Source organism: Roseixanthobacter liquoris (genome assembly GCF_043195135.2).
Classification (GTDB): Bacteria; Pseudomonadota; Alphaproteobacteria; order Rhizobiales; family Xanthobacteraceae; genus NCEH01.
This window is the reverse complement of the sequence record NZ_JBAFWP020000002.1, coordinates 40013-66646: the sequence shown is the minus strand read 5'-3', so window position 1 is coordinate 66646 and position 26634 is coordinate 40013. Positions and strand designations below refer to the sequence as shown.

26 protein-coding genes are annotated in these 26634 nt (G+C 64.5%); 7 read left to right on the top strand and 19 right to left on the bottom strand.

Going from position 1 to position 26634, the window contains the following annotated elements; translation table 11 throughout:
* Positions 1 to 9: 9 nt before the first annotated feature.
* The 3 genes from V5F84_RS22130 to tnpA are packed head-to-tail and all read right to left on the bottom strand — an operon-like array spanning position 10 to position 1067.
* Positions 10 to 273: a hypothetical protein gene (locus V5F84_RS22130; protein ID WP_509274732.1), complete on the bottom strand. Its 264-nt coding sequence runs from the start codon at positions 271 to 273 to the stop codon at positions 10 to 12.
* A 45-nt stretch (positions 274 to 318) separates the two neighbouring features.
* Positions 319 to 666 (bottom strand): IS66 family insertion sequence element accessory protein TnpB, encoded by a 348-nt coding sequence (tnpB, locus tag V5F84_RS22125; RefSeq protein ID WP_394016410.1) that lies wholly within the window; start codon positions 664 to 666, stop codon positions 319 to 321.
* Positions 666 to 1067, bottom strand: a complete 402-nt coding sequence (tnpA, locus tag V5F84_RS22120) for an IS66-like element accessory protein TnpA (protein WP_394016409.1) — start codon at positions 1065 to 1067, stop codon at positions 666 to 668. The genes tnpB and tnpA overlap by 1 nt, the downstream gene beginning before the upstream one ends.
* A 233-nt stretch (positions 1068 to 1300) precedes the next feature.
* Here tnpA and V5F84_RS22115 point away from each other — a divergent pair, with 233 nt between their 5' ends.
* Positions 1301 to 1483 carry a hypothetical protein gene (locus tag V5F84_RS22115; protein WP_394016408.1) on the top strand — a complete coding sequence of 61 codons (183 nt, stop codon included), beginning with the start codon at positions 1301 to 1303 and terminating at the stop codon, positions 1481 to 1483.
* Between the two features lie 6 nt (positions 1484 to 1489).
* Positions 1490 to 2227, top strand: coding sequence for an SOS response-associated peptidase (locus tag V5F84_RS22110; RefSeq protein WP_394016407.1), 738 nt, complete (start codon positions 1490 to 1492; stop codon positions 2225 to 2227).
* A 324-nt stretch (positions 2228 to 2551) separates the two neighbouring features.
* Here V5F84_RS22110 and V5F84_RS22105 read toward each other — a convergent pair whose 3' ends face one another.
* On the bottom strand, positions 2552 to 3100 hold the full coding sequence (locus V5F84_RS22105) for a hypothetical protein (RefSeq protein WP_394016406.1): 549 nt from the start codon (positions 3098 to 3100) through the stop codon (positions 2552 to 2554).
* 212 nt (positions 3101 to 3312) lie between these two features.
* Between V5F84_RS22105 and V5F84_RS22100 the strand changes: the two genes are divergently transcribed.
* Positions 3313 to 4692, top strand: coding sequence for an IS1380 family transposase (locus tag V5F84_RS22100; protein WP_394016405.1), 1380 nt, complete (start codon positions 3313 to 3315; stop codon positions 4690 to 4692).
* Positions 4693 to 5067: 375 nt separating this feature from the next.
* Positions 5068 to 5694: a LysE family translocator gene (locus tag V5F84_RS22095; RefSeq protein WP_394016404.1), complete on the top strand. Its 627-nt coding sequence runs from the start codon at positions 5068 to 5070 to the stop codon at positions 5692 to 5694.
* A gap of 372 nt (positions 5695 to 6066) precedes the next feature.
* On the opposite strand, the gene V5F84_RS22090 is transcribed toward V5F84_RS22095, so the two are convergent.
* The 13 genes from V5F84_RS22090 to V5F84_RS22030 form a co-directional block, all read right to left on the bottom strand.
* Entirely contained in the window at positions 6067 to 8067 is a 2001-nt protein-coding gene (locus V5F84_RS22090; protein WP_509274728.1) for an ATP-binding protein, read from the bottom strand.
* Between the two features lie 3 nt (positions 8068 to 8070).
* Positions 8071 to 8901, bottom strand: a complete 831-nt coding sequence (locus tag V5F84_RS22085) for an alpha/beta fold hydrolase (protein WP_394016383.1) — start codon at positions 8899 to 8901, stop codon at positions 8071 to 8073.
* Positions 8902 to 9602: 701 nt separating this feature from the next.
* Positions 9603 to 10382, bottom strand: coding sequence for an SDR family oxidoreductase (locus V5F84_RS22080; RefSeq protein WP_394016384.1), 780 nt, complete (start codon positions 10380 to 10382; stop codon positions 9603 to 9605).
* A gap of 93 nt (positions 10383 to 10475) precedes the next feature.
* Positions 10476 to 11273 (bottom strand): IclR family transcriptional regulator, encoded by a 798-nt coding sequence (locus V5F84_RS22075; RefSeq protein WP_394016385.1) that lies wholly within the window; start codon positions 11271 to 11273, stop codon positions 10476 to 10478.
* A 9-nt stretch (positions 11274 to 11282) separates the two neighbouring features.
* The gene (locus V5F84_RS22070) at positions 11283 to 12008 is read right to left on the bottom strand and encodes an SDR family NAD(P)-dependent oxidoreductase (RefSeq protein WP_394016386.1); all 726 of its coding nucleotides are present in this window, start codon (positions 12006 to 12008) and stop codon (positions 11283 to 11285) included.
* A complete protein-coding gene (locus tag V5F84_RS22065; protein ID WP_394016387.1) occupies positions 12005 to 13309 on the bottom strand; it encodes an MFS transporter in 1305 nt (434 codons plus the stop codon). The genes V5F84_RS22070 and V5F84_RS22065 overlap by 4 nt, the downstream gene beginning before the upstream one ends.
* Positions 13310 to 13348: 39 nt before the next feature.
* A complete protein-coding gene (locus V5F84_RS22060; protein WP_394016388.1) occupies positions 13349 to 14077 on the bottom strand; it encodes an SDR family NAD(P)-dependent oxidoreductase in 729 nt (242 codons plus the stop codon).
* Entirely contained in the window at positions 14077 to 14634 is a 558-nt protein-coding gene (locus V5F84_RS22055) for a 2,4'-dihydroxyacetophenone dioxygenase family protein (RefSeq protein ID WP_394016389.1), read from the bottom strand. The genes V5F84_RS22060 and V5F84_RS22055 overlap by 1 nt, the downstream gene beginning before the upstream one ends.
* Positions 14635 to 14924: 290 nt before the next feature.
* On the bottom strand, positions 14925 to 16802 hold the full coding sequence (locus tag V5F84_RS22050; protein ID WP_394016390.1) for a TRAP transporter large permease: 1878 nt from the start codon (positions 16800 to 16802) through the stop codon (positions 14925 to 14927).
* Positions 16799 to 17809 (bottom strand): DctP family TRAP transporter solute-binding subunit, encoded by a 1011-nt coding sequence (locus V5F84_RS22045; protein WP_509274729.1) that lies wholly within the window; start codon positions 17807 to 17809, stop codon positions 16799 to 16801. Before V5F84_RS22045 ends, V5F84_RS22050 begins: the two co-directional genes overlap by 4 nt.
* 129 nt (positions 17810 to 17938) lie before the next feature.
* On the bottom strand, positions 17939 to 18694 hold the full coding sequence (gene istB / locus V5F84_RS22040) for an IS21-like element ISPve1 family helper ATPase IstB (RefSeq protein ID WP_394016433.1): 756 nt from the start codon (positions 18692 to 18694) through the stop codon (positions 17939 to 17941).
* Positions 18691 to 20178 carry an IS21 family transposase gene (gene istA / locus V5F84_RS22035; RefSeq protein WP_394046890.1) on the bottom strand — a complete coding sequence of 496 codons (1488 nt, stop codon included), beginning with the start codon at positions 20176 to 20178 and terminating at the stop codon, positions 18691 to 18693. The genes istB and istA overlap by 4 nt, the downstream gene beginning before the upstream one ends.
* A 55-nt stretch (positions 20179 to 20233) precedes the next feature.
* The gene (locus V5F84_RS22030) at positions 20234 to 22102 is read right to left on the bottom strand and encodes an EAL domain-containing protein (RefSeq protein ID WP_509277235.1); all 1869 of its coding nucleotides are present in this window, start codon (positions 22100 to 22102) and stop codon (positions 20234 to 20236) included.
* 305 nt (positions 22103 to 22407) lie between these two features.
* Here V5F84_RS22030 and V5F84_RS22025 point away from each other — a divergent pair, with 305 nt between their 5' ends.
* Together V5F84_RS22025 and V5F84_RS22020 are read left to right on the top strand one after the other, a co-directional pair.
* The gene (locus V5F84_RS22025; protein ID WP_394044325.1) at positions 22408 to 23370 is read left to right on the top strand and encodes an ArdC family protein; all 963 of its coding nucleotides are present in this window, start codon (positions 22408 to 22410) and stop codon (positions 23368 to 23370) included.
* Positions 23367 to 23738, top strand: coding sequence for a DUF2958 domain-containing protein (locus V5F84_RS22020; protein WP_394044326.1), 372 nt, complete (start codon positions 23367 to 23369; stop codon positions 23736 to 23738). The genes V5F84_RS22025 and V5F84_RS22020 overlap by 4 nt, the downstream gene beginning before the upstream one ends.
* A gap of 315 nt (positions 23739 to 24053) precedes the next feature.
* Here V5F84_RS22020 and V5F84_RS22015 read toward each other — a convergent pair whose 3' ends face one another.
* Positions 24054 to 24656, bottom strand: a complete 603-nt coding sequence (locus V5F84_RS22015; RefSeq protein ID WP_394044327.1) for an NADPH-dependent F420 reductase — start codon at positions 24654 to 24656, stop codon at positions 24054 to 24056.
* A 35-nt stretch (positions 24657 to 24691) separates the two neighbouring features.
* On the bottom strand, positions 24692 to 25444 hold the full coding sequence (locus tag V5F84_RS22010; protein ID WP_394044328.1) for a 3-oxoacyl-ACP reductase family protein: 753 nt from the start codon (positions 25442 to 25444) through the stop codon (positions 24692 to 24694).
* Positions 25445 to 25550: 106 nt separating this feature from the next.
* Between V5F84_RS22010 and V5F84_RS22005 the strand changes: the two genes are divergently transcribed.
* Positions 25551 to 26480, top strand: coding sequence for a LysR family transcriptional regulator (locus tag V5F84_RS22005; RefSeq protein ID WP_394044329.1), 930 nt, complete (start codon positions 25551 to 25553; stop codon positions 26478 to 26480).
* Positions 26481 to 26634: the final 154 nt, after the last annotated feature.

The window sequence follows — 26634 nt, the reverse complement described above, 5'->3', positions numbered from 1 at the left end:
GGACGACTTTTAAGCCGCCCGCAGCCGCATCATGCCGCCGCTACCGTGGACGAATTTCGCACCGCCGTTCTCAATCTCGATGGCCAGCTTCTCCGACGACTTGCCGTAGCGGTCCCGCCGCAGCGTGGCGAGTTGGACCTTTAGCTTCTCGATCTCGAAGGTCGCGTTGCGCAACTCGGCATCGCGCTCGGCCAGCACCGCGTCGCGTTCCGCCAGCAGCGCGCGGAGCGCTGCGATCTCGGCGTCAGGCGTGTCGAACGACGCAGCGTGCACATCATGATTCTACGCAACGCGATGGCCGCTGCAATGGCGGATTGGCTACACCGTGGCCTGCGGCCGCGCAGTCCAGGCGGGCATGCGCCAGTCGATCCCCTCGAACAGCATCGAGAGCTGCGCCGCGGTCAGCGAGACGACGCCAGCCTGCGTCTGCGGCCAGACGAACCTGCCCTTCTCCAGCCTCTTGGCGATGAGGATCAGGCCCTGTCCGTCCCAGACCAGAATCTTGAGCAGGTCGCCGCGGCGGCCGCGAAAGCAGAACATCGCGCCGCCGTAGGGATCCTGCGCCAGCACCGTCTGCACCTGCGCGGCCAGACCGTCAAAGCCCTTGCGCATATCCGTCGTGCCGCAGGCAAGGAACACTCGCGTACCCGGCGGCGGGCCCAGCATCAGCGCCCACCCATCCCGGCCAGCACGACGCGCAGCGTCGCGGCGTCGGCGCATCCGGTGATGCGAATGCTGGCGCCGGAGGGCAGCGTGATCTCGATCATGCCAGACGGCACGCAGCTGTCAGGCGACATGACCGGGCCGGGCGGCGGGAGCTGCGGCGCCTCCGGGACCACCTCCACCGGCACAAAGCCCGCCATCGCCGTGGCCAGCATCTGCTTGCGCCAGGTGTAGAGCTGGCCGGTGCTGACGCCGTGCCGGTCCGCCACCGCCTGGACGATCACGCCGGGCTCCAGCGTCTCCCGGACAATCCGCAGCCGCTCCTCCGTCGACCAGTTCCGGCGCCGGACCTCCCGCACACGAACCTCGACGCCGCGGCCCGCGCGGGCACCGGAGCCGCTCATACTACCGTCGTAAGAGGGGTTAGCGAGTGATGCCGTCGTCGTGCTGTCCGTCATGACAGCCACTTCGGCGAACCACCACCATCAACTCAAGGCCGGGATCGGCTGACGCATACTTTACAGGGGCTAGGGCGAGCATTGCAGATAGTTGGCAGAGGACATTATCCTCAGCCAACTGACGAGTTCTGGCTAGCGGCAGCCTCGCAGTGACAGTCCGAAGGCAATATGGTCCAAGCATGACCAACGATTTCAATCCTGCCGAACTCCCAAAGTCCGGTGCGGCGACCGAACTCCAGGCCGGCAAGCTGACGTTGCGCACTCGGACCGATGTCCCCTTCATCGCGGCGATCGGCGCGATGGTGATCGGCATCCTGCTTGCCGTCGCCGCCATCATTGGCGCTGCGCGGTCTCGTCGCTGACCCGCGATGTGCAATCTCTACAGCGCAACGACGAACCAGGAAGCGATCCGGCGCCTCTTCCGGGTCGACACCGATCTGACTGGCAATCTGCCACCGATGCCGGGCATCTACCCGGATTACGCCGCGCCTATCGTACGCACGGGCGAGAACGGGACACGCGCGCTCGGCATGGCGCGCTGGGGCATGCCGAGCAGCAAGCAAGCACTGTTCGAGGCTGCGAAGGCGAGGGCCGACAAGCTGCGGGCCAAGGGCAAGGACGTCGATTTCGACGAGCTCCTGCGCATGGAGCCGGATGGCGGGACGACGAACGTTCGCAACACGTCGAGCCGGCACTGGAAGCCTTGGCTCGAACCGGCTCATCGCTGCCTCGTGCCGCTCAACAGCTTCAGCGAGTTCAACAAAGGCGCGGGCGGGAACGTCTGGTTCGCCTTCGATGAGAGCCGGCCGCTGACCTGCTTCGCCGGGATCTGGCTGCCGCAGTGGACTGGCGTGCGGAAGATCAAGGCGGGTCAGGAGACTGCGGACCTATATGCATTCCTAACGACCGACCCGAACCGGGAGGTCCGGGCCGTCCATCCGAAGGCTATGCCGGTGATCCTGACGACCGACCAGGAGCGCGAGGCGTGGCTTCGAGCACCTTGGTCTGAGGCGGCTTCGCTGCAGCGACCGCTCGCGGACGGCTCGCTGCAGATTGTGGCGACCGGACCTCGGACGGACAGCGTGCCGGAGCTCGCACCGGCGTGAACTGCGCTCGCAAATTAGCTGATGCGGCCAGGGCGCCATGACTCGCTGCACGGCGCTTGGCCGCTTGGTTCGATGCTCGGTCACCGAATGACGGGAGCTCGCTCTACGATGATGCGGGCGCCCTCGACGATGTGGCTGATGGCGACCTTGACGCGGCGGACTGGGTGGCCGTCCTTGCCCGTGACCAGCGTTACCCTCCCAACCTAAAGCTGGCGCTCGCGGCGGTCGTGGCGGGGGGGCGCGCCAGAAGGGCTGATGCAGCGGGTTGAGCGCAGTGACCGAGCGACAGAATACCCATCGAGGCACAGCGCCGTTGGCCAGGTGCTACGACGCGGACCAGCGGGCCTGCTGCCTGCCAAGGGCAGCATGCTGTTCGGAGGTGAACGCGAGCTCTGAGAGCAAGCTGTCCACGAGTGCCACTGGCTCGTCGTAGGGATCAAAGCCTCGCTTGTTGAGCCAAAGCAGTTGTCCTGCCGGCGCCTTGGCCTGGACGGCCTTCTCGAACGTTGGCAGCAAGGCGTGAAGCTCTCGCTCGACAGGAACGATTGTCGCGCGGCAATAGCGGCGGGCGAAGTGGCTTCTCAGATCCTTTGCAACTTTGGCATCCGCACCGTTGTCCCTCTTGTTCCGCCACATGCGACCCGTGTTGTAGGCATGAGAGAACTTGTGGCTGCGGCCCTCTGAGCCTGTGACGTGTCGATTGTTGATCCGACCATGGAAACCGTGCGGGTCGACAGGTGTGATGCCGATGTAGCGCATGTCTCCAGCATGATCGTAGAGGGCGTAAATACCGTGCGTTCGGGGTAGCTCTGGAAGACGAAGGCGATCTTGCGTGACCAGAGCGTCGTAGACCGCAGCCGGATCGAGAACCATGTTGCTCCTTGAGACAGCGGTGCCGCCGCACGTTTATCTTTGCAGTATCGACGGGATCGAACGGAATGTGGTCGACCAACTGATCGCCTAGACGCGTTTTGCCACCCAATCACCTAACCCGCATTTCTCACTACGGGCAGGTGCATCGGGGCTCTGAGTGAGGCAAAGTTGTTGTGCTGCAACGACTTATGCTGAGCCAGAGGAGCTCCCCGATGCCGACACAGTGTAGCCCGGATCGGTTCGGCTTTGCACCTGTGGCGGGGCGGTCGGTGGTGGCCGGGTTCGATGGCGGCAAGATCACGTCGGATGCGGGCGCGCTGCTGCTGGGCGCGACGGATCGGGTCATCCGGCTGGTGGACCGGTTCGCGCAATGCTTCCGGGACGAACGCGCTCCCACCCGCATCGAGCATGGCGTGGCGACACTGGTCGGCCAGCGGGTCTTCGGGATCGCGCTCGGCTACGAGGACCTCGTCGACCACGACGAGTTGCGCCATGACCCTGCTTTGGCGGTGCTCGCCGGCAAGCTCGCGGCGCGACGCTCGGATTGCGCGCCGCTCGCCGGCAAGTCGACGCTGAACCGGCTCGAGCTCTCGGGGCCGGAGCCGACGCGGTATCACCGGGTCGGCTGCGACGGCGCGGCGGTCGAGCACCTGTTCGTGAGCTTGTTCCTGGAGGCGCATCGCACGGCGCCCAAACAGATCGTGCTCGATCTCGACGCAACGGACGACCCCATCCACGGCCAGCAGGAGGGCCGCTTCTTCCACGGCTACTACGACGGCTATTGCTACCTGCCGCTGTACATCTTCTGCGGGCGGCATCTGCTGGCCGCCAAGCTGAGGCGCTCCAACATCGACGCTTCGGCCGGTGCGATCGAGGAGGTCGAGCGGATCGTCGGCCAGATCCGGGCGCGCTGGCCGCGGGTGCGCATCCTGCTGCGGGCCGATTCCGGCTTCGCCCGCGACGCCCTGATGGCCTGGTGCGAAGGAAACCGGGTCGACTTCGTGTTCGGCCTGGCGCGCAACGAGCGGCTCGTTGCCGAGATCGCGGTCGCCCTGATCCAGGCCGAGGAGGAGGCCCGGCGAACCGGCAAGCCGGCCCGGCGCTTCAGGGACTTCAACTGGTCGACGCTCGATTCGTGGTCGCGCCGGCGGCGCGTGATCGCCAAGGCCGAGTGGACCGGCGGCGAGGCCAATCCGCGCTTCATCGTGACCTCGTTGAAGCCGGCCGAGGTCGCGGCTCGCCACCTCTACGAAGAGGTCTATTGCGCCAGAGGCGACATGGAGAACCGCCTCAAGGAGGCGCAGGGCGACCTCTTCGCCGACCGCACATCGGCCGCCACCATGCGCGCCAACCAGTTGCGGCTCTGGTTCGCCTCGATGGCCTACGTGCTGCTCTGCGCCCTGCGCCGCATCGGCCTTGCCCACACCCAGTTCGCCCAGGCGACCTGCGGCACCATCCGCCTCAAGCTTCTCAAGATCGGCGCCCTCGTCACGGTCTCGGTGCGGCGCATCAGGTTCGCCATGGCGTCCGGCTGCCCAAACCAGCCCGAATGGGCGCTGGTCCATGCGCGATTACGAAACGCCACCGCCTGACGGCCGCATCCACCCCGCCCCTTCAACCAACACGATCATCGTCGAGCCGGCACTCCGCAACGAGCGGTCGCACAAACGCGCGCCCTCGCCAGGCGCGCCACGCTAAACCCTATCCAACCTGCGCAGCCTCACACTGGTGAGAAATGCGGGCTAGCACAGGGCAGGCATTCCTGTCGTGTTCCCTGCGCCGGGGGCGCGTCCACCCAGCAATTCACCTGCTTGATCACGCCGGTGAGAGGCCGGTCGCGCCCTGGCTCGACCTGATCGTGGTCACACAACATCGGTGGAAGCGGAGCTACGAACCGACCGCTGACGGGCTTGCAATTTGATCTCCGTTCTGGCTTGGCGATCTACCGAAGCCGGTGGGGAACCACGATGCCACATGTCGATACGCTTCTGACCTACGTCGCCGTGGTTCTCGGTCTTTTCCTCATTCCAGGGCCAGCCGTACTTCTCGTGCTCGCTCGCGCGTCAGTCGGAGGACGGCGCGTTGGTATCGCCACCGGCTTCGGGATTGCAGCCGGTGACTTGCTGCACACGGTGATGGCCACGCTTGGCCTCTCCGCGGTCCTGATGACCTCGGCGCTGGCCTTCAGCGTGGTGAAATATGCGGGCGCCGCCTACCTCATCTATCTCGGTATCCGCGCGTTGCTGGAACATGGTGAGGACTTTCACCTAAGCTCTGCCCGGCTGGTAGATGCGCCGCTCGCGTTTCGGCAGGCGGTGCTGGCCGAGGTGCTGAACCCGAAAACGGCGCTCTTCTTTCTCGCGTTCCTGCCGCAGTTCGTGCACCCCGAGCAGGGCTCAGTTGTGGGACAGCTGGCTACACTCGGCCTTGTCTTCGTAGCCATGAGTGCCGTCTACACAGCCCTGATCGCGCTCGCCGCCGGGCATGTCGCTGGCTGGCTCGCACGTCATCGCGGCATCGGTCGTTGGCAAGGTCGCGTGATCGGCGTGATCTATCTGGGGCTCGGCATCCGATTGGCCCTGCAGGAAAGATGACCGGATAGCGGCCTCGCCATGTTGAGCTTTTCTGACCTCATCATCGACGAGCCGGCAAGGCTGGCAACCTCCTGGCGGATTGTCGATCTCGCTCCGTAGCGTGCGTGGAGGCAGGATTCTCGACTCCGGAAGTAGCGCGTAGCGGGTAGCGCTACCCTGCGACCACGACGGAATCCGCACGTTCCGCCATCGTGCTCGCCCGACTAGATGCACTTCAGCCGGAGATGTTGCGACCGTTCGTGGAGCGGCGATGGCGCGCGGTGGCTCCCAAGCGGTTGGTCGCCAGCGCCGCGCGCGAAAGCCTCGTCCATGCCGGACAGCCGGAATGACGTGATGAATGCCATGTCGCCGGCTACCCGACAGCTTGGGAGCCTAGATCCTGGACGCCGCTGGCGGCGGCATGAGATCCCTGACGCGGGACGCGAGCACTTCTATGGCGAACGGCTTCGTGAGCACCTGCATGCCGGGGTCGAGGTGGCCATGGCCGAACAGGCTGTTCTCGGCGAACCCCGTGATAAACAGCACCTTCAATCCCGGCCGGCCCGCCCGGCCGGCTTCCGCCATCTGACGGCCGTTCATGCCTCCCGGCAGCCCCACGTCCGTGATCAAGAGGTCGAGGCGCACGTCTGATCTCAGCACCTTCAGGCCGGCTACGCTGTCTGCCGCCTCCACGGCCGTGTAACCTAGATCCTCAAGCACCTCCGTCACCAGCATCCTGACGGACGGCTCGTCGTCGACGATTAGCACGGTCTCGCCCGACGCCGCCCGACCGACCGTGGCTAGCTGTCCGGAGATGTCGTCCTCGTCGGATGGTCCGTGGTGCCGGGGAAGGTAGAGGCACACTGTCGTCCCCTGACCCACCTCCGAGTAGATGCGCACCTGCCCGCCCGACTGACGCGCGAAGCCGTAGACCATGGAAAGCCCCAGCCCCGTACCTTCGCCGACCGGCTTGGTCGTGAAGAAGGGCTCGAAGACCTTGGCGATGATCTCCGGGGGCATGCCGGTCCCGGTGTCAGTAACGCTAACGCTGAGGTACTGGCCCGGGGGCATGTCGTGCCGCCGCGCGCCGGCCTCGTCGAGCCACTTGTTCGCGGTCTCGACCGTGATGCGCCCGCCCTCAGGCATGGCATCACGCGCATTGATGCACAGGTTGAGAAGCGCGTTCTCCAACTGCCCCGGGTCGATCAGCGCCGGCCACGCACCCGCGGCGCCGACTACGTCGAGGGTGACCTGTGGTCCGATGGTGCGCCGGATCAACTCCTCTACGCCGGCGATCAGCCGGTTCACGTTGGTCGGCTTCGGATCGAGCGTCTGGCGGCGGGAGAAGGCCAGCAAGCGGTGGGTGAGGGCGGCAGCGCGCTTGGCAGCGCCCTGCGCCACGCTCATGTAGCGGTCGAGGTCGCCGAAGCGCCCCTGGCCCATGCGGTTCTGCATGAGTTCGAGCGATCCGCTGATGCCGGCGAGCAGGTTGTTGAAGTCGTGAGCGATGCCGCCCGTCAGTTGGCCGATTGCCTCCATTTTCTGCGCTTGGCGGAGCGCCTCCTCGGCCCGGGCCAGCGAATCGCGCTGCTCCCGCTCAGCAGTTACGTGCCGTCCGTTCGCGTAGACGCACCCGTCCTCGAAGGCGGCCGTCCAGGCGAACCACCGATAACTGCCGTCCGCGTGCCGGAGCCGGTACTCGTACGGGACCGCGAGGGGCGCCTCGACGATGCCGGCGAACGCCTCCAGCGTTGCGGTCAAATCGTCGGGGTGAGTGAACTCCATGAAGGTAGAGCCCACGAGCTCCTTCTCGGGCCAGCCCAGCAGCATCGTCCAGGCGGTGTTCACGGCGCCGAGCCTACCGTCCGTGCCGGCGACGACGAGGAGATCCTGCGACAGGCGCCACGCCCGGTCGCGCTCGCGGGTACGCTCCTCCACTCGGGCCTCTAGTGTCGCGTTCAACTCACCAAGTTGAGCGGTGGCCGATTCTGCCACCCGGCGGGCTTCCAACATCTCGCGTTCGTAGCGACGCCGGTCGGTGGCGTTGAAGACGGTGATGCGAACGAACGACACCGCGCCCGTTTCGTCGCGTCGCTCTACGGCGTTGACGAGCACCGGGAGTGTAGAACCATCGGCTTTCACGACCTCAAGAGCGACTTCGTTGAAGAAGCCCTGCATGCGCAGCAACGGGGCGAAATGCGTCTCGAAGTAGATGCGGCCCGCGATATTCAGGATTTCGGGGAACTTGCGCCCGACGAGCCGGGCCACCGGGTGGCCCGTCCAGGCCACGAAGGTCGCGTTGGCCCTCGTGATGCGCCCGCCGGCGTCGGCGGAGAGGTAGCCGCAGGGCGCGTGATCGAAGAGGTCCTCGAAGTCGTCGACGGGCTGGCTCACGTCTCAGGTCGCCCGCCGCTCCCGCCCGAGGAAGGCCTGCATTTCGGAGACGGTCTCCTCGGGCGCACTCAGGTTGGGGCAGTGCCCGGTCGCCTTCATCTGGACCAGTTCGCTGTGCGGAAGCCGGGCGTGCACGTACTCGCCGACCGCTTGCGGGGCGATCACGTCTTCGGCGCATTGCAGGACGAGGCAGCGCGCGGTCACGTCCGCGAGGTCTGCGCGGTTGTCGGCGAGGAACGTGGTCCGGGCGAACCGCTTCGCGATCTCCGGGTCCGTGCGGCAGAAGCTATTGGTGAGTTCCTCGCCGAGTTCCGGCCGGTCGGGGTTGCCCACGATGACGGGCGCCATGGCTTGGGACCAGCCCATGTGATTGCTGTCGAGGAACTCCAGCAACTCCGCGATCTGGCCCTCGCTGAAGCCGCCCACGTAGTCGCCTTCGTCGACGTAGCGCGGGGACGGGCCGATCAGGATCAACTCATCGAAGAGATCCGGCGCCTTCTTGGACGCGAGGACCCCGACCATCGCGCTGACGGAATGGCCGACGTACACGCCCCCCTTTACGTCGAGGGCCCGGCAGAGTTCGACAACGTCGTCCGCATACCCTTCAAGGCTGTCGTACTTGGCCGGATCATACGCGGAGAGGTCGGACCCGCCCGCGCCGACGTGGTCGAAGAGAACGACGCGATGATCGTGCTCGAAGGCGGGAGCCACGAACCGCCACATGTTCTGGTCGCAACCGAAGCCGTGGGCGAAGACCATTGCCCGGCCGGCGCCGCGTACGACGGCGTTATGGCGGAGAGCGGCGGGCGGGCGGCCGCCTGATATCCCGCGCATGGGCGAGTTCCTCATAGACGATCTTATGACACGAGCCCGGCTCCCTCGCCATTGATGAGGGACGAGTTCGCTCCGCTGCCAGGCACGCAGGGCGCAGGAGCCGAAGTGGAGCTAGTGGTGAGAGTTAGACCCTTGGTACCCGAGGCCTACAGCCGCTTTGGGTGGTGAGCCGAAGTTGGCTGCCGGCCCGGAAGCGGCCATTCGGCCTCGGGCCCATGGACATCCCGCGAGGATGCGAACCTGCTCCGAAGTGGACACTATGGATTGAGCGTCAACATCTCACGACGGTGGCACGCGGACGTCAGTGCAACATCGCTCATAGCGCATCCGCGCCCAGTAGCACGGATCGAGTCTGCCGTGAGTGGGCCGGGGCTCGGGCAGGTTCAGGTTTGCTGTCGAGCATGGCCCTACCTTACCACTCGCCGACGAACGCATTTCGCCGAATGGAACGCGCATCCCTTATTTGTCGCTTATCATCGGGGCGATTCTGGAAACCGCCGCGTCAACGATCCGACCGGGCGCTCCGCGTCTACACCCCCGACCACGTTCCAGGGCGGAGCGCGTCGGCTCGTCCCAGGCGTGAAGCCCGGGGCGGCCGCGCGGCATCGCCGTGCAGGAGGCCAGAGCGGCAAGCACGCGCGCCCCCCCCCGGGATGGGCACGCCTGAAGCAGGGCAGCCTGCCGCCGGGCTCTCGCCACGCTCAGAGGATTCCCGGATATGCTCCGCCGTCTATGAGCAAGCTCTGTCCCGTGATGTAGCCGGCTTGCGTCGAGCATAGGAATGCACAAGCGGCCCCGAACTCGGACGGTTCACCGAACCGTTTTGCTGGGATTGCCTCACGCCGCTGATCGCGCACGACGCTGACGTCCAGCCCCTGCTGACGGGCAGCGGCTTCTTGTCCGGCCTTGAGCCGCCGCGTGTCAAAGGCGCCGGGCAGAAGGAAGTTGATGGTGACGTTGGCGTGCGCCACTGAGCGTGCCACGCCGGCGAGGAAGCCAGTGAGACCGGCTCGTGCCCCACTAGACAGGTCCAGCCCAGGCAGAGGCATCTTCACCGAACTCGATGTGATGTTGACGATGCGCCCGAAACGACGCTCGACCATCCCGTCGATCACGCACTGAAACAGGGCGATCGGCGTCACCATGTTGGCGGTCAGCCCAGCCAACATCGCCGCCTGATCGACGTCATGGAAGTCGCGAAAGGGCGGCCCCCCGTTGTTGTTGATGAGGATGTCCACCTGCGGAACGGCTTGGATGAGCGCCCGCTGCCCCTCAGCGGTGTCAAGATCGGCCGCGACTGGGATGATCTCGGCGCCTGTTTGGGCTCGCATCTCGGCGGCGGCAGCTTCCAGAGATGTGCGATCACGTCCGTTGATCACAACCCGGCACCCTGCCCGGGCCAGCTCAACGGCGCAGGCGCGTCCTAGCCCCTGGCTCGACGCACATACGACGGCGTTCCTGCCCGACAAGTTCAGATCCATGACACTCCTTCCAGCTTATTTTGGCGTTCAGCACTGTTGCGGGGCCGGCCCGCGCTGGCGCTCGAACTGCATTCCAGTGCAACCTCGCGGCCCTTACGATCGACCCCCTACGGCTCGCCCGATCCCGTCCAGGCACGCCTGCATCGCTTCGAGTGTCGTGGCTTCCGGCATGGTTTCGAACCGATAGCGTGGCAGGCTCACGCTGATGCAGCCGAGCGCCTGGCCGCCTCGTCCGTGAAGGGACATGCCATAGCAGCAGATATCGAGTTCGTTTTCCTGCAGGTCGAGTGAGTAGCCGCGCGCCCGGGTTGCCCCGATATCGTCCCGCAAACGGTCTACAGCGATGATGCTGTGAGGGGTCCGCGCGATCAGCGCGGCGCGATCCAAAAGCAGACCAACCTCCTCGTCCGGGAGGGTGGCCAGCCACGCCTTGCCGACCGAGGTCGAATGCAGTGACACGCGAGTGCCGATGCGAGAGGCCATTCGGACGGTGCGTCGGCTCTCCAGCTTGTCGATGTAGACCATCTCTCCTCGGTCGTGCACCGCTAGGTGCACGGTCTCGTCGAGGCTGTCCCGGAGACGCACGAGGTGCTCCTGCGCGGCCTGGCGCAAAAGCGACCCGTCCCAGGACTGAAAGGCCAGCGTGAGCAGGCGCGGACCGAGGCACAGACGGCCGTCGTCCCCTTCGGACAACATGCCCTCCGTCACGAGTGCGGCCGCGATACGGTGCACCGTCGGTCGTGGCAACTCCGTGATCTGGCAGAGGCGACCGACCGTCATTTCGCCCGGCCGGTCAGCCACCGCTTGGAGCACCCGCATGAACTTCGCGAAGGCCGCTGTTCCCGGTACGTCGGGTCGAGAGCCGTTCTGGTCCGGTTTTTGGGACAGCATCCAGGGCTCCTAGGCAATAAGATACCCACCATCAACGGGCAGGATCACCCCCGTCATGAAGCTCGCCGCTGGACTGACGAGGAAGCCAACCGCCTGAGCCACGTCGTGCGGCGTGCCCCAGCGGCCAAGCGGAGTCCGGGACAGGATCGGCTGCGCACGCAGCGGGTCGTCCTGAAGAGCTTGGGTCAACGGCGTCGCAATCCAGCCCGGAGCGACGGCATTGACCCGAATACCGTCCGGTGCGTAGGCGAGCGCCAGAGACTTGGTTAACTGAGCGATGCCGCCCTTGCTCGCGCTATAGGCCGGGACCAGGCTACCGCCGAAGAAGGACAGCATCGACGCCAGATTGACGATGCACCCTCCGCTTGACGCAAGCTTCGCGCGGGCAGCCGTGGAAACGCGCATCGTGCCGGTCAGATTGACGGCGAGCACCTGCTCGAAGACGTCAAGCTGGTGCTCATCGGCGCGCCGAATGATACCGGCGCAGTTCACGACGATGTCGATCCGCTCGCAAGCCTCGACCAAGTCCCGAACTCCGGCCTCATTCGTCACGTCCAGTTCCCGGGCCATGATGTCTATTCCGGCTGGCGCTCGGTAGGCTGCTGCGCCCAGCCCGGCAGCCAGAACCCTGGCACCCAACCCGCCCAACACCTCGGCGATGCCGGCGCCAATCCCCGTCGTTCCTCCGGTTACCAGGGCTGTCTTCCCAGCGAGGAGGTTCGGTTGAAAAGTCATGCCAGGCGCTCCGTCAGGGAAAGGGTGTTGGGCGATTCCAGGGGCTTGCGCACGAGGAGCAAGTAAGCGGCCGCGGCCGCGACTGCGACCACCGCGGAGGCGAGCAGGGCGTTTACGTAAGAGCCCGTGCCCTCGACGATGTAACCGGTGATCACAGGCGCGAAGGAGCCGGCGAAGTAGCCGCCAAAATTCTGAATGCTGCCCAGGGATGCAACCTGCCGCTTCGGCACGATCACGCTCACCAGCGTCCATGCCGCCGCACTGGCAAGATTGATGAAGAACATCGCAAGGCAGATGTAGACCACCGCCAGCGTGACGCTCGGGGTGTAAGCCGCCGGGACCGTGAAGGCGGCGCCGCCGAGTAGGCCGATGCAGACCGGCCATTTACGGCTGTTGACGATGCTCAGGCCGCGAGCGAGCAGCCGATCGGCGACCTGCCCGGCCGAAAGCATGCCCAAGGTGCCGAAGATGTAGGGAACAGCCACGACCCAGCCGGTCCGCGCCACGCTCAAGCCGCGCTCGTGCTCAAGGTAGGACGGCAACCAAGTCAAGTAGAGCCAGACCATGTAGATGACGCCCATGAACCCAAGGATCATGCCCCAGGTGGTGCCGTGGGCGAACAAGCCGCGCCACTCGGCCAGGGTCATGCTCCGCGCCACCGGCTCCGCTGTGCCACCCTCGTCGAGATGGGCGATCTCCTCGGGCAGCAGAGCGACCTCGTTGCGGTTGCGGTAGAGGAGGTACCAACCGACAGCGACAATAATGCCCGCCACCCCCGTCAGCATGAACATCCAGCGCCAGCCGAAGAGCAGCATCAGCGCGGTCAGCAAGGGTGGAGCGATACATGGACCAATGCAGGACGACGCCACGAAGATGCCGGTTGGCGTGCCCCGCTCGCGGACGTTGAACCACTCGCTCACCGTCTTAGCGCCAGCCGGGAATTGGGGCGCCTCGCCCAAGCCAAGCACCGCACGCACCACAAGGAACTGCTGGAAGGAACCGACGAAGCCAGAGACCAATTGAGCGAGCGACCAGAAGAACATTCCGGCGCCGAGCATGATGCGCGAGCCCAGCCTGTCCAACAGGGCCCCGATTGGAAGCTGTGAGAAGGCGTACGCCAGCGAAAACGCCGACAGAAGCCAGCCCATCTGGGCAGGCGTGAGGCTCATCTCGTCTCGGATTGCCGTGTTGGCGATGGACAGCGCAGACCGATCAACATAGTTGATAATACCGGCGGCGGTCAGAAAGGCCACTGCGATCCATTGAATGCTGCGGAGCCGCGCCGTTTTGCCGGTCTGCATGCTCGTTCCTCCCTTGTGACTAGTGTTTGCTTGATGGGGTCAATAAGTGGCGCGCCCGCCGGATAGATCGAACACGGATCCGGTATTGAAGGTGCAGCTCTCGGAACAGAGGAACAGCACGAGCTCGGCCACCTCATCCGGTTCTCCGAGGCGGCCCATGGGGCTCTTGTCGACCATCGTCTGCACATGCGCCGGGCTCATCTGCTCAAGCAGGGCGGTGCGTACGGCAGCCGGTGCGATAGCGTTGACCAGGACGCCGGTTCTCGCGAGTTCCTTCCCGAGCGATTTGGTCAATGCGAGCACCCCGGCCTTCGCCGCGCTGTAAGCGCTTGCGTTCGGCGTGCCCTCTTTGCCCGCCAGGGAAGCGAGGTTGACGATGCGGCCCCAGCCCCGCTCGACCAGGATCGGCGCCACGGTTTGGGACACCAGGAAAGTGCCCGTCAGGTTCACGTCCAGGATGCGGCGCCACTCGTCGAGGGGGTACTGGAGGACTGGGGTCGTGAGCCCCGCATAACCGGCGTTGTTCACGAGGATGTCGACCCGACCATGTTGGCGCAGGGTGCTGGTGAGGGCCGACGAGACGGAGTCCGCATTGGTGACATCAACCGCGATGCCGTTTCCGCCGTCCGCCAGCGGGTCGCGGTCCCAAATCACTGGAACTGCCCCGCAACGGCCAAGCGCCTTGGCGATGGCGGCGCCGATCCCGCGTGCGCCACCCGTCACGACGGCAACACGACCCGCGAGATCGAAGCGAGCTGACTCGGCCATCAGCGGATGAACTGGTCGACGTAATCTGCGCCGAGGCCGATCTCACCGAAATGCTTGCGGCACATGTCGATCTTCGTGAAGACGTCCTCGTATCCGGTGTGACGTCCCCACGGGTCAACGTAGTACATGCATCCGTTGACCTGGAAATGCGTGATCATCTCCTCCACGCCCTCGTCCACGACCAGCGTGTGGGTTTCACCCGGGGGCTCGAAGGCATAGGAGCCCTCGGTCGCGATCCAGTCATGCTCCAGATAGCGCCAGCTTCCCTTGAGCACGAAGGCGTGGACAGGGGCCGGGTGGCGATGTCGGCTGAGAATGCCCGACTTCCGCACTTTCAGAAGGTTCATCCAGTAGCCTGACGACACGTTCAGGCAGAGAGGCCGAAACCACACGTTCTCGGCCTGCGGCACCCAGATGCGCTCGTCGACCGGAACCGCCGGGGCGACCACCAGGTCGGGCAAGCATTCCCGAGGTTGGGCGAACTGGTAGGGCATGCGCTTGAGCGTGGCAGCATCCAATCCTTCTGCCGGGTCCGCTTTTAGCTGTGTGTCGCTCATGCGCCGCCTCCTGTCCATAATATGGACGATGTGTCCATGTCTGGATGATATGAGCGGAGTTGTTTGGCTGTCAAATGGGCGCAGGGCACGCCGGGCCTGCCAGCTGCACACCTCCAAAAACCTCGCGTGTTCGAGCCGAGCGTGATTCAATCGGGCTCGGCAGTTCGGAGGCTGGAGCTTGCACGGGCAGCCAGGGTTCTTCGACGTTGACGAGACGATGCCGGATCTCTGATGGTGCCGACGAGCCCCAGCATGCCGCGATGCAGCCGGTGCTTCGGCTAGAGGCCGCCTTAGATGAAGCCGATCGAGAACCAGGGTACGAAGGTGAGAACTAGCAGCCCCACGAAGAGCGCGCCGAGATAGATCCAGATCCGCCGCATACCCGACTCGGGCGAAACCTGCCCGATGATGCAGGCCGCATAGTAGCAGAGGCCAAATGGTGGCGCGAAGATGCCAATACCCATCGCGAGGATCACGATCATGCTGTAGTGCACTTCGTGGATGCCGAACTGCTTTGCGATCGGGAAAAGAAGGGGCCCGAACAGAACGATGGCCGGGATGCCTTCGAGGAGGCTGCCTAGCACTGCGAAGGCGATGAGCGAGACGAGCAGGAAGCCGGCTTGGCCGCCCGGAACTGCTGCCATCGCGTGTGCGAGGCTGTGCGAGAACCCGGATTGGGTGAGGGCCCAAGCCATGGCGCTTGCAGCGCCCACGATGAACAGGATGGCGCCCGAGAGCGAAGCCGTACGGGCCAACATTGGTATTGCTGCGCGCCAGCTAAGGCCGCCGCGGTACACCGCGAGGCCGAGAAGAAGCGAATACGCGATCCCGATGGTGGAAACCTCCGTTGCGGTGGCGAAGCCCTCGACGACGGCGGTACGGATGAGAAACGGAAGCAGCAAGGCCGGGAGGGCCACGACGAGGCTCTTCATCACCACAGACAAAGGGGCACGGGTTACCTTGACACGGTCATCATCCTTGCCGGCGCGATAACGCGCTACCAGCGCGAGTACGAGCGCCAACACGATCGCGGGCAGGATCCCTGCCGTGAACAGAGCCGCAATGGAGACGCCCGTCACCGATGCGATCGCAATCAGCACGATCGAGGGCGGGATCGTCTCGCTCATCGCGCCAGAGGCCGCGAGGAGGGACAGCAACTCGCCGTCTTGCATGCCGCGGCGACGCATCTCGGGAAAAAGCACCGGGGCGACCGCGGCCATGTCCGCGGTCTTCGAGCCAGAGATGCCAGACACCAGAAGCATCGCGCCCAGCAGCACGTACGACATCCCAGCCCTCACATGGCCTAGCAGGGACGCCAGGAACTCCACCATCACGCGAGCCATGCCGGTCACGTCAACGAGTTGACCAAGAAGGACGAAGAGCGGGATAGCAAGCAACATGAGGCTGCTCATGCCCTCGTCGATACGGCCGACGACGATTGTAAGCGGAGTTGATGTGACGGTCAGAAGGTATGCAGAGGTGGCGAGAGCGAACGAAAAGGCGATCGGAACGCCCGCGGTTACTGCAACCCCCAGCAGACCAACAAAAAAGACGAGAAGTGCCCAATTGCCCAAGCCGGCGAGCAGGGGAGAAGCTATCGAGAGCGCGACGGCCAACACTCCGAGGACGCCTGCGACACTCGCGAGATCAGCGAGACTATGTCGCGCCAGCCGGAGCGTGCAGCTAAGGAGCGCCAGTCCGAATCCAACCGGAACTGCCAGGGCCCTTACCGTTCCCGACCAGCCCAGAGCGGGCGTCTCTACGAAGGATTGGTCATCCGTGTAGTCGTAAGCCGGATGAAGCATCAGGATGACGAAGACGAAAACCGCACCGACCGCGAGCGTCTCGCACCAGGCTTGCGCGCGCGGGGACATGGACCCAACCACGAAGGTTAGGCGCATGTGCTCCCCGCGCTGGATTGCCACTACAGACCCGAGCATTGCAAGCCACAGAAAGAGCAGGGACGCGAGCTCGTCCGACCAGATGATCGGATGTCCGAGGGATCGAGCGCAAATCCCGGCAAACAGGATTACGACTTCCGCGATCACAAGTAGGGCGGCGGGCACCTCCACCAGACGGCGTAGCCAATGTTCGCCGACGCGAACCCAAACCGAATGGTGAGCCAACTCCGAGCGGGCTGCCTCGTGGGTGCCATCCACGGCGTTCATGCTAGGGGACCCGTCACTTCTTCCAGCGCCTTCCACGCTTCGGGGCCGAACTTGCCTTTCCACTCCTTGTAGAAGCCGGCCTGCGTCAAGGCCTTTCGGAAAGCGTCCTTATCGGCACTTTCAAAGGTCAGGCCCTTCGCCGTGAGTTGCGCCTTGAGAGTTCCGTTCAGCTTCGCAACGTCGTCTCGCTGTTCCATCGAGGCTTGGTCGAACTCTCGTCGAACGATCGCCTGGAGATCGCTCGGCAGCCGACTAAAGGCGCGCCGGTTTGCTACGAGCCAGAAGGGATCCCAGATGTGGTTCGTCTCCGAGACGTATTTCTGGACTTCGTAAAGCTTCCCAGCCTCAATCGCGACTAGCCCGTTCTCCTGGCCGTCGACGAGGTGCGTCTGAAGCGCCGTGTAAAGCTCGCTGAAATTGATCGATGTCGGATTCCCGCCAAGTGACGAGAAGAGAGAGGTGAAGATTGGCGAGACTGGTACCCGGATCCGATATCCCTTTAGATCGTCGGGTGTTTTGATCGGCTTCGATGCCGACGTGATCTGGCGAAAGCTGTTATCGGAGGCCTTGGCAGCGACAATAAGGCCTGCCTTCTCGATCTGTGCGCGAACGTAGACACCAACAGGGCCGTCGACTCCGCGCCAAGCCTGGTCGTAATCGGAGAAGGCGAAGCCAACATTCGTTATGGCGGCTCCGGCCGCCACAGTGGAGATGACCGAACCAGCGATGTTTAGGAATTCGATTCCGCCGGATCGTACTTGGGTGATGAGGTCCGTGTCGGTGCCAAGCTGGCTTGCCGGGAAGAATTTCAGTTCGATGCGACCATTCGAGCCCTGCTCAATCCGCTTGCATGCCTGCTCCAGGCGCGCATTGATCGGCTGGGTCAGTGATTGCCCCGTCGCGACCTTGAAGCTGAACTCGGCTGCCATAGCAGGCTTGGTGCTGATCGCCGCGAGCGAGATGCCGGCTGCGGCGCCGGTGTCAACGGCGGCGCAAAAGTCGACCACGGCGGCGGAGCAAAACCAGGCCAGTTGGTGAGGATGTGCGCCATGGCGCGCGCGCTTCCCACATAGCTGGCGCGTGCCATGGCGCGCTGGCCCGTCAGGGCCAGTAGTTGTAAGATGCCTGGATCTTGATCAGCGCCGCTTGCGGGCAGTGCTGTTGGCGAGGCGGTAACTTTCGCCGTTCATCTCGAGGATGCTGACGTGGTGGGTCAATCGGTCGAGCAGTGCGCCGGTCAGGCGCTCCGAGCCGAATGTCTCGGTCCATTCATCGAAGGGCAGATTGCTTGTGATGAGGGTCGATCCGCGCTCATAGCGCTGCGAGATCAGTTCGAACAGCAACTCGGCACCCGTTTTCGACAGGGGCACGAAGCCGAGCTCGTCGATGATGAGAAGCTTGTAACCGGCCATCTGCTTCTGGAAGCGCAGCAGGCGGCGCTCATCGCGGGCCTCCATCATCTCGCTGACCAGCGCTGCGGCGGTGGTGAAGCCAACCGAGAGGCCCTTCTGACAAGCGGCCCGCCCGATGCCGAGGGCGACATGGGTCTTGCCGGTGCCGGACGGGCCGAGGGCAATGACATTCTCGCGCCGTTCGATCCATTCGCACCGGGCCAGTTCCAGCACCTGCATCTTGTTCAGCTTCGGAATGGCCGCAAAGTCGAAGCTGTCCAGGCTTTTGACGGCCGGGAACTTCGCGGCCTTGATGCGCCGCTCGACCATTCGCCTTTCCCGGTCGATCAGTTCGAGTTCGACAAGCCGTGCCAGGTATCGGACATGGTCCAGCCCTTCCGCCGCGCATTGGCGGGCCAGCTTTTGATGTTCGCGCAGGAAGGTCGGCAGCTTCAGCGCTTTGAGGTGATGGGCGAGCAGGATTTCCGGGGCATCACTCATGCCGCATCATCCGACAGCAGCCGCATGTAAGACCCGGCCTTGGTCTTCTCGACCATCGCCTTCGGCAGGTAGGGATAGCAGTCGAGGTCCAGTCGCGGCGGACGACGCTCCACCCGGCACAGGAGAAGATGCTTCACCGCATCGAAGCTGAGCGCCCCCATCCGAAGAGCCTGGAGCACTGCCGCCCGCACGTCCGCCAGATCGAAGGCCTCCAACAGCCGCAGGACCTGAACATATTCGCGCCGACCCTGTCGGTTCATCCGCACCTCCATCAGGCGGCGCAAGGTGGCGAACTCCTCCGGCAGGTCCCAGCCCTGTAACGGGGCGGCTTGATCCAACGCATTGATCTTCTGCTCGATCAGCGGGAGGTAATGGATCGGGTTGAAGACCAGTTCGTCGCGATCCCAGCATCGGGGATGGCGGGCGATCACCTCGCCCCGGCAGCCAATCACCACCTCATGGATATAGCCCCGGATCCAGACATCCTGGTGGCCGTATGCAACCGGCACCGAGTAGTCGTTGGTCTTGTAGCGCACCAGAGATTGCGACGAGACCCGGCCGTTGTCCTGATCGCAGGCATCGAACGGCGCCGCCGGGAGGGCGCGCATCGCAGCAAGGTCACGCTGCAATCTCTCACCGATCGTCTCGCTTTCGCCGCGCAGGACTGCGCGCTGACGCTTGCGGCACTGCTCCTCCAGCCACAGATTGAACGCGTCCCAAGTGGCGAACTCCGGTAGCGGCACCATGAAGTTGCGCCGAGAGTAGCCCACCAGGCCTTCGACATTCCCCTTGTCGTTGCCCTTGCCCGGCCGGCCATAGCGATCCCGGATCAGGTAGTGCGACAGGAACCCGCTGAACAGCGAGGCACGCTTTCTGGTTCCATCCGGCAGGATCTTCGCCACCAGGCACCGGTCGTTGTCGTAGAGCACAGACTGGGGAACCGCACCGAAGAACGCGAAGGCATGGATATGGCCATCCACCCAGGCCTCGGCCACCGCTGCAGGATAACCCCGGACGTAACAGCCATCGCTGTGCGGGAGGTCCAGCACGAAGAAGTGTGCCTTCTGCTCGACCCCGCCGATCCGGACCAGGGCTTCGCCGAAGTCGGCCTGAGCGTGGCCCGGCGGATGCGACAGCGGCACGAACACCTCCTGGCCACGTCGCTCACGTTCCCGGATGTAATCCTTGATGATCGTATAGCCGCCGGTGAAGCCACACTCATCGCGAAGCCGGTCGAACACCCGCTTCGCCGTATGCCGCTGCTTGCGTGGCATGATCCGGTCAGCCTCCAACCACCCCTCGATGATCGGGATAAACGGATCGAGCTTCGGGCGGCGGACTTCGACCGTTCGACGGTAGCCGGGCGGAACCGAAAACGACATCATCTTCCGAACCGTGTCCCGCGACACATTAAACACCCGTGCCGCTTCCCGCTGGCTCATGCCCTCCGCACAAGCCTGACGAACTCTCAGATATAGCTCCACGCTGTAAATCCCCACGCCCTCCCTGCTGCCGCAGAAAGGGAAAACTGGACGACTTTTAAGCCGCCCGCAGCCGCATCATGCCGCCGCTACCGTGGACGAATTTCGCACCGCCGTTCTCATCAGGCACTGGGTCATCGACTAGCGCCTGAAGTGGCAGTGCTCCATCGCCCTGCGCATGGCAGCGCAACAGCGCCCCCATCGCATGCCGATCCACCGCCTTCGAGAAGGCGAAACCTTGCCCGAGCGTGCAGCCCATCGCCCAAAGCTGACTGGCCTGGACCTCCGTTTCGATCCCTTCGGCCACGACACTGATGCCGAGTTTGCGCGCGATGTCGATCAGGGCCTCGACGATCACCAGACTCGGATCGTCGGGCCAAAGGCGCGCGATGAACGATCTGTCGATCTTGATCGCATCGACCGGCACGGTGATCAGATGCGTGAGCGAGGCATAACCTGTCCCGAAATCATCGAGAACCACGCTTACGCCGTGATCGCGTAGCGCCTTGATCTCACGCGCTACCGCCCGATCCCGCTCACCCATGTAGGCTTCCTCCTTCACTTCGAGAAAGAGGTGATGCAAGGGGACGCCGGCGCGGCCGAACGTATCTTCAAGCTTGCCCATCAGGCTTCCGGTATAGAAGTCCGCCGTCGAAATGTTCACTCCGACTTGCCGAAACGGGATGCCGTCATCCAGCCAGCGCCGGACATCGGCCGCCACGATGGAGAACATCCGGTTGGTCAGCTCGGCCGCGACATGGGCATCGCAGGTCGCCTCCTGAAAGGCGCTGGCCGGAAGGATGACGCCCTCGGGCGTCCTCATCCGGCATAGCGCCTCGACGCTGACGATCTCCTGACTGTCGAGCCTCACGATCGGCTGATAATAGGCATCGATCCGCCCCTCTCGAAGCGCCGCTGTAACGTCGCGGATGGCATCGCGGCGGTGGGTGATCCTGGTGCCGATCCCCGGCCAGTACCGGACGAACCCGCCACGGCCGGTCTCCTTGGCGTGGTAGAGCGCGAAATCGGCATTCTGGTTGACGACCATCGCGGTCACATCGCCCGGCCCAACCACCGCCCCGCCGATCGTCGCCTTCGGCACGACCATATGCCCCTCGCAATCGGCAGGCACCTCCAGGGTGTTGAAGATCGCCTCGGCAGTCGCATCCAAATCGACAAGAGCGGCATGGTTCTGAACGATAATCGCGAACTCGTCGCCGCCGAGCCGGAACGTCACGTCCGGCGACATCACCCGCGAGATCCGGCTGGCCGCCGTGCGGATCAGGGCATCCCCCGCCAGATGACCAAAGGTGTCGTTGATCACTTTCAGATTGTCGAGATCGACGATGAACAGCGCCCAGGAACCGGGGATATCGCAAGACAAGCCTGCCATCGCCGAATTGAAGGCCGAGCGGTTCGGCAACCCTGTGAGCGCGTCCACATTCGCCCGGCGTTCCCGATCCTCGACCCGCACATGACGTCTGAGCGCCACTTCGCAAAGTTCGATACACGAAGCCATCACCGCGCGATCCGTCTCACCCGGTCCACGCAGCTCCGGATAGTACATGGCAACGACGCCGATCGGTGCTTCCGCCGCATCGCCGACCGGAACCGACCAGCACGCCTTGAGGCCGAGCGGCAGCAGCAGCTTTATGACCTTGGCGCAGCGAGAATCATGTTCGACATCCTCGATCGCCACCGGGGTTCGAAGATAGGCCGCAGCACCGCATGACCCCACCTCCGGGCCGAACATCATGCCGTCCAGTATCGCGTTGAACGCCTCCGGCAGGCTTGGTGCGGCGAGCGGATGCAACAGTCCAGCATGATCGACTTTCAGGATCGAGCAAATGACACCCGGCAAAGCGTCTTCGACACCCAAGCAAATCTGACGAGCCGTTTCCTCAATCGGGTCGCCATTTGCGATCATTCGCAAGATGTTGTTTTGAAAACGAAGCAATACCCTCGCCACCCAATAGCCAATTGTGAATGCGACTATAATAGTCGCCGCAGATGAATTCCGATTTATCGACTTTGCTAAATGTTGAGTTAATCGCGCCAGCGTGATGACCGGGAGGGGAAAGCCTTCCCCTGCGCCCGAGCCCAAGGTCTCGGGCGACCCCTTCTGCGGGGAGACCCCGCAACGCCCCCATAGAGTGAGAGTGCGGATCGGCTTTGCCGTGACGGGTTGAGGGCTGGAGGAGAGGCCTCCGGCGCCCGTCGCGGAGAACCGCGATGTCCAGAAACACCGCTCGCGCCCGTACCGGCTCCGACCGAACGAGCCTCTATGACGACATTACCAGCAAGATCATCTCGGAGCTGGAGGCCGGCCGTGTGCCCTGGGTCCAGCCCTGGGGGACAGCGGCGGCCAAAGCGCCGCTTGCCATGCCGAGGAACGCCGCCACCCGCCGGCAGTATTCAGGGATCAATGTGCTGATCCTCTGGGGAAGCGTCACCCAGCACGGCTTCACCTGCCAGAGCTGGCTGACGTTTCGCCAGGCACTGGCGCTCGGCGGCAATGTCCGCAAGGGAGAGCACGGCACGACCGTCGTCTATGCCGACCGCTTCGTACCGGACGACGAGAAAAAGCGCGCCCGCGAGACCGGCGAGGATGCCCAGGCGATCCCGTTCCTGAAGCGCTTCACGGTCTTCAACGCGGCGCAGTGCGAAAATCTGCCCGAGGATGTGGCCGTCGTTGCCCCGCCGCCACCGCCCGGCCTGATCGAGCCGCAGGTCGAGGCCCTGATCGCAGCCACCGGCATCGACTTCCGCATCGGCGGCAATCGCGCCTTCTACGCGCCCGGCCTCGATTATGTGATGGTCCCGCCGCCGCAGGCCTATTTCGAGGCGATCAACTGGCATCGCACGGCCCTGCATGAGCTGGGGCACGCCAGCGGCCACCACAGCCGGCTCGACCGGGATCTCACCGGCTCCTTCGGGACGAAAAAGTACGCCTTCGAGGAGCTGGTCGCGGAGATGAACGCGGCCTTCTGCTGCGCCTCGCTCGGCATCGTCCCGACCGTGCACCACGCGGACTACATCGGCTCTTGGCTCGAAGTGCTGCGCGAGGACAACCGCGCGATCGTCCGTGCTGCATCCCAGGCCAGCAAGGCGGCGGACTATCTGCTCGGCTTCCTGCCTGACGCGGAGCCAGCGGCAGACGCGGACGACATCTCGATCGAGCGGAGGGCGGCATGATCCTCCTGACCCCCGAGCTGCGCGAGCGCCTGCTCGCCAACGGCCGCGAGCGCGACGGCGACCATGTCCCCGTCGTCCGCTTCTTCAACCCGCTCGGCGTCGGCACCTGGCTGGCGACCGAACTCGACGAGGATGGCGACACCCTGTTCGGCCTTGCCGATCTCGGCGAGCCCGAGCTTGGCTCGTTCAGCCTCTCCGAAATGGCGGCCGTGCGCCTTCCATTCGGCATGGGCATCGAGCGCGACATCCTGTTCGAGGGTGCGTTCCCGATCTCCGTCTATGCCGAGGCAGCCCGCCAGACCGGCAGCATCACCACGGCGGAGCGTGTCCTGCACGCCGCTGCCAGATCACGTCGGGAGGGTCGGTGATGCGCTTCCGCCGCTGGCCCAGACCCACCGCCTATCGGCAGACGTCGCGCAAACGCGCGGCGTTTCTCCGTGGAGCGCGAGGCCCTGCCGCTCTTCGCCGCGCAGATCGCCACTCGCCAACATGGTGTCGACGAGAAGATGGCCTGGCGCACCGCGAGGATCATGCCAGATGGCGGGCGTCAGCCAGGCGCCATGGATAAGGAGGATGGTCTTTGGACATGGTTGCGGTTCCTGTTTTCTGGGAGGCGGCCATGTCCTTCAGCGTCATGGCCGCCGGTTCAGAGAAGATGCGTTCATGCGATGGGCGGCGTCCGATCAGCCGAACTTCACGAGGTTGAGCGCCGGGAGCGGCCCACCGGGGAACTGGACGAGGCGACCGCCGACCGAGATCGGTCCGAGGTCGATGCCGAAGAAGCCGAGCCGGTCGATAAGTGCGCCGACCTCCGCCTTCGATCCGGCGTCATCGCCGGAATAGAACAGCACACGACGGCCACCCTCGACGCGAGGATCACCCGACAGCAGGTGCGGTTGCAGGTGGTTGAAGGCTTTGACCACCCGCGCGCCGGGCACGAGGCCCGTGAAGACTTCGCTAGAAAGCCGGCCATTGAGTTCGGCGGGCTTGAAGAGCGGCGCTTCGATCGGATTGTTGGCGTCGATGACGATGCGGCCGCCGAAGTCCGGCAGGCCGGCGAGCGCCGCGGGAAGCTTCGACCAGTTGACCGCGACGAGCACAATATCCTTCGACGCCGCTTCCTCACGGGTGCCGGCCTCGATGGTCGGGCCGATGGCGGCCACCACATCCTTCAGGCTGTCCGGGCCACGGCTGTTGGAAAGCGTGGCGCGGATGTTGTTGTTGGCAAGAGCCGTTGCGAAGGCGCGGCCGATATTGCCAGCGCCGATGATGCCGATGCTGTTCATGGCAGAGTCCTTTCAGGGTTCCGTTGTCAGGAGGATCAGGCGGTCAGTCCGCCGTCAGCGACAATGTCTGCGCCGGTGACGAAGGCCGCATCGGGGCTGGCGAGGAAGGCGACGACGCTGGCGATCTCGGCGGGCTGGCCGTAGCGGCCGATCGCCATACCGGGGCCGACGATGGCGGCCACAGGGCCGTCCGCCGGGTTCATGTCGGTATCGGTCGGGCCGGGATGGACCGTGTTGACGGTGATGCCCTTGGGACCGAGGTCGCGCACAAGGCTGCGGTTGAAGCCGGTGATCGCGCCCTTGGTCAGCGTATAGACCGAGGCAGTCGGGAACGCTGCATAGCGCGTCATGGACGAGCCGATATGGATGATGCGCCCACCCGGCGTCATGTGCCGCACCGCTTCCTGGGTGGCGACGAAAACGCCGGTGACGTTGACGGCGATCATCCGCTCATAGTCTTCGAACTTGAAGTCCTCGATGGGGGCGTTCACCGCTACACCGGCATTGTTGACGAGAATGTCGATGCCGCCGAAGGCCGAGACGGTCTGAGCCACGGCGGCCCGGACGGCTTCGGGGTTGCCGGCGTCTGCCGCGATAGCGATGGCCTTGCCGCCCGCCGCCTCGATGTCGGCGACGACTTGGGCGGCCCTGTTGGGCGAGGCGCTATAGGTGATGGCGACCGCTGCGCCATCGGCGGCGAGCTTCCTGGCGATGGCCGCGCCGATCGAGCGCGAGCCGCCGGTGACGAGAGCGACCTTGCCGGTCAGGAAATGGGTGGGGTTGGTCATTGTCTTCACTCCGTTTGCGTTTCGATGGAGGGAAGATGGCCTGTTTATTTCCTCTTGATTAGACGGTAATGTCTTGATCTGATTTCAAGCAACCGTTGAAAGAAATATGGAGACGCTGGCTAACCTCGAAAGCTTCGTCAGAAGCGCGGAAACCTCCAGCTTCTCGGAGGCGGCGCGGCGCATGGCGCTTACCCCGGCCGCCGTCAGCCGCAACGTGGCGATGCTGGAACGGAATCTTGGCGTGCGGCTGTTCCAGCGTTCGACCCGCAAGCTAATGCTGACCGAGGCGGGCGAACGCTTCCTTCAGTCCATCGGCGGCAATCTTGACGCCCTGCAAGCCGCCATCGCCGATGCTTCATCTGGCGCATCCGAGCCGGCGGGCGTGCTGAAGGTCAGCCTCAGCCCTACCTTTGGCATCACCCATATCCTGCCGCTGTTGCCGGAACTTTTGCGCCGATACCCGCTGATCCGGCCGGAATGGCACTTCGAGAACCGACCCGTCGATCTTGTTGCCGAGGGCTATGACGTGGCGATCGGCGGCGGCTTCGACCTGGCGCCGGGCATCGTCGCCCGGACGCTGGCGCCCGCCCACATCATCGCTGTGGCCTCACCCGCCTACATCGCCGAACGCATGCCGCCGATCGATCCCTCCGGGCTCTCGCAACTCGACGGGATCGTCATGCGCTCGCTTAGGACCGGCCGCGTCCGTCATTGGGCAATGCGCAACGCGGCGGGAGCCGAGATTACGGCGCCATTGCGCGAAACGATCGTCGTCAACGACCCGGCGGCGATGCGCGAAGCGGCAAGGCTCGGCCTCGGCGTGGCGATGCTCGCCGTGCCCGATGTCCTGCCCGAACTGGAAAACGGCAGCCTCGTTCGCCTTCTCCCACATTGGTATTCCGATGCGGGGGCGATTTCGCTCTACTACGCCTCGCGCACCCTCCTGCCAGCCAAGACACGGGCCTTCGTCGATCTGGTCGCGGAAGCGTTCAAACGAGATCGATTGGCCGAGCGATTTGCGGGAAGCCTTGGCTAGATATTAGCGCCGATAGAACTGAAACGCTTGGGGGCAAAACCGCCCGAATACACCATCTATTATAGTCGCTTTCCGTCAGCGCCAGAGGTTTTGAGGTCGATTTGATCCAGATTGGTTGGGCTCCGCGCCCAGCGGTGCCGAAAGAAGAGAGTGA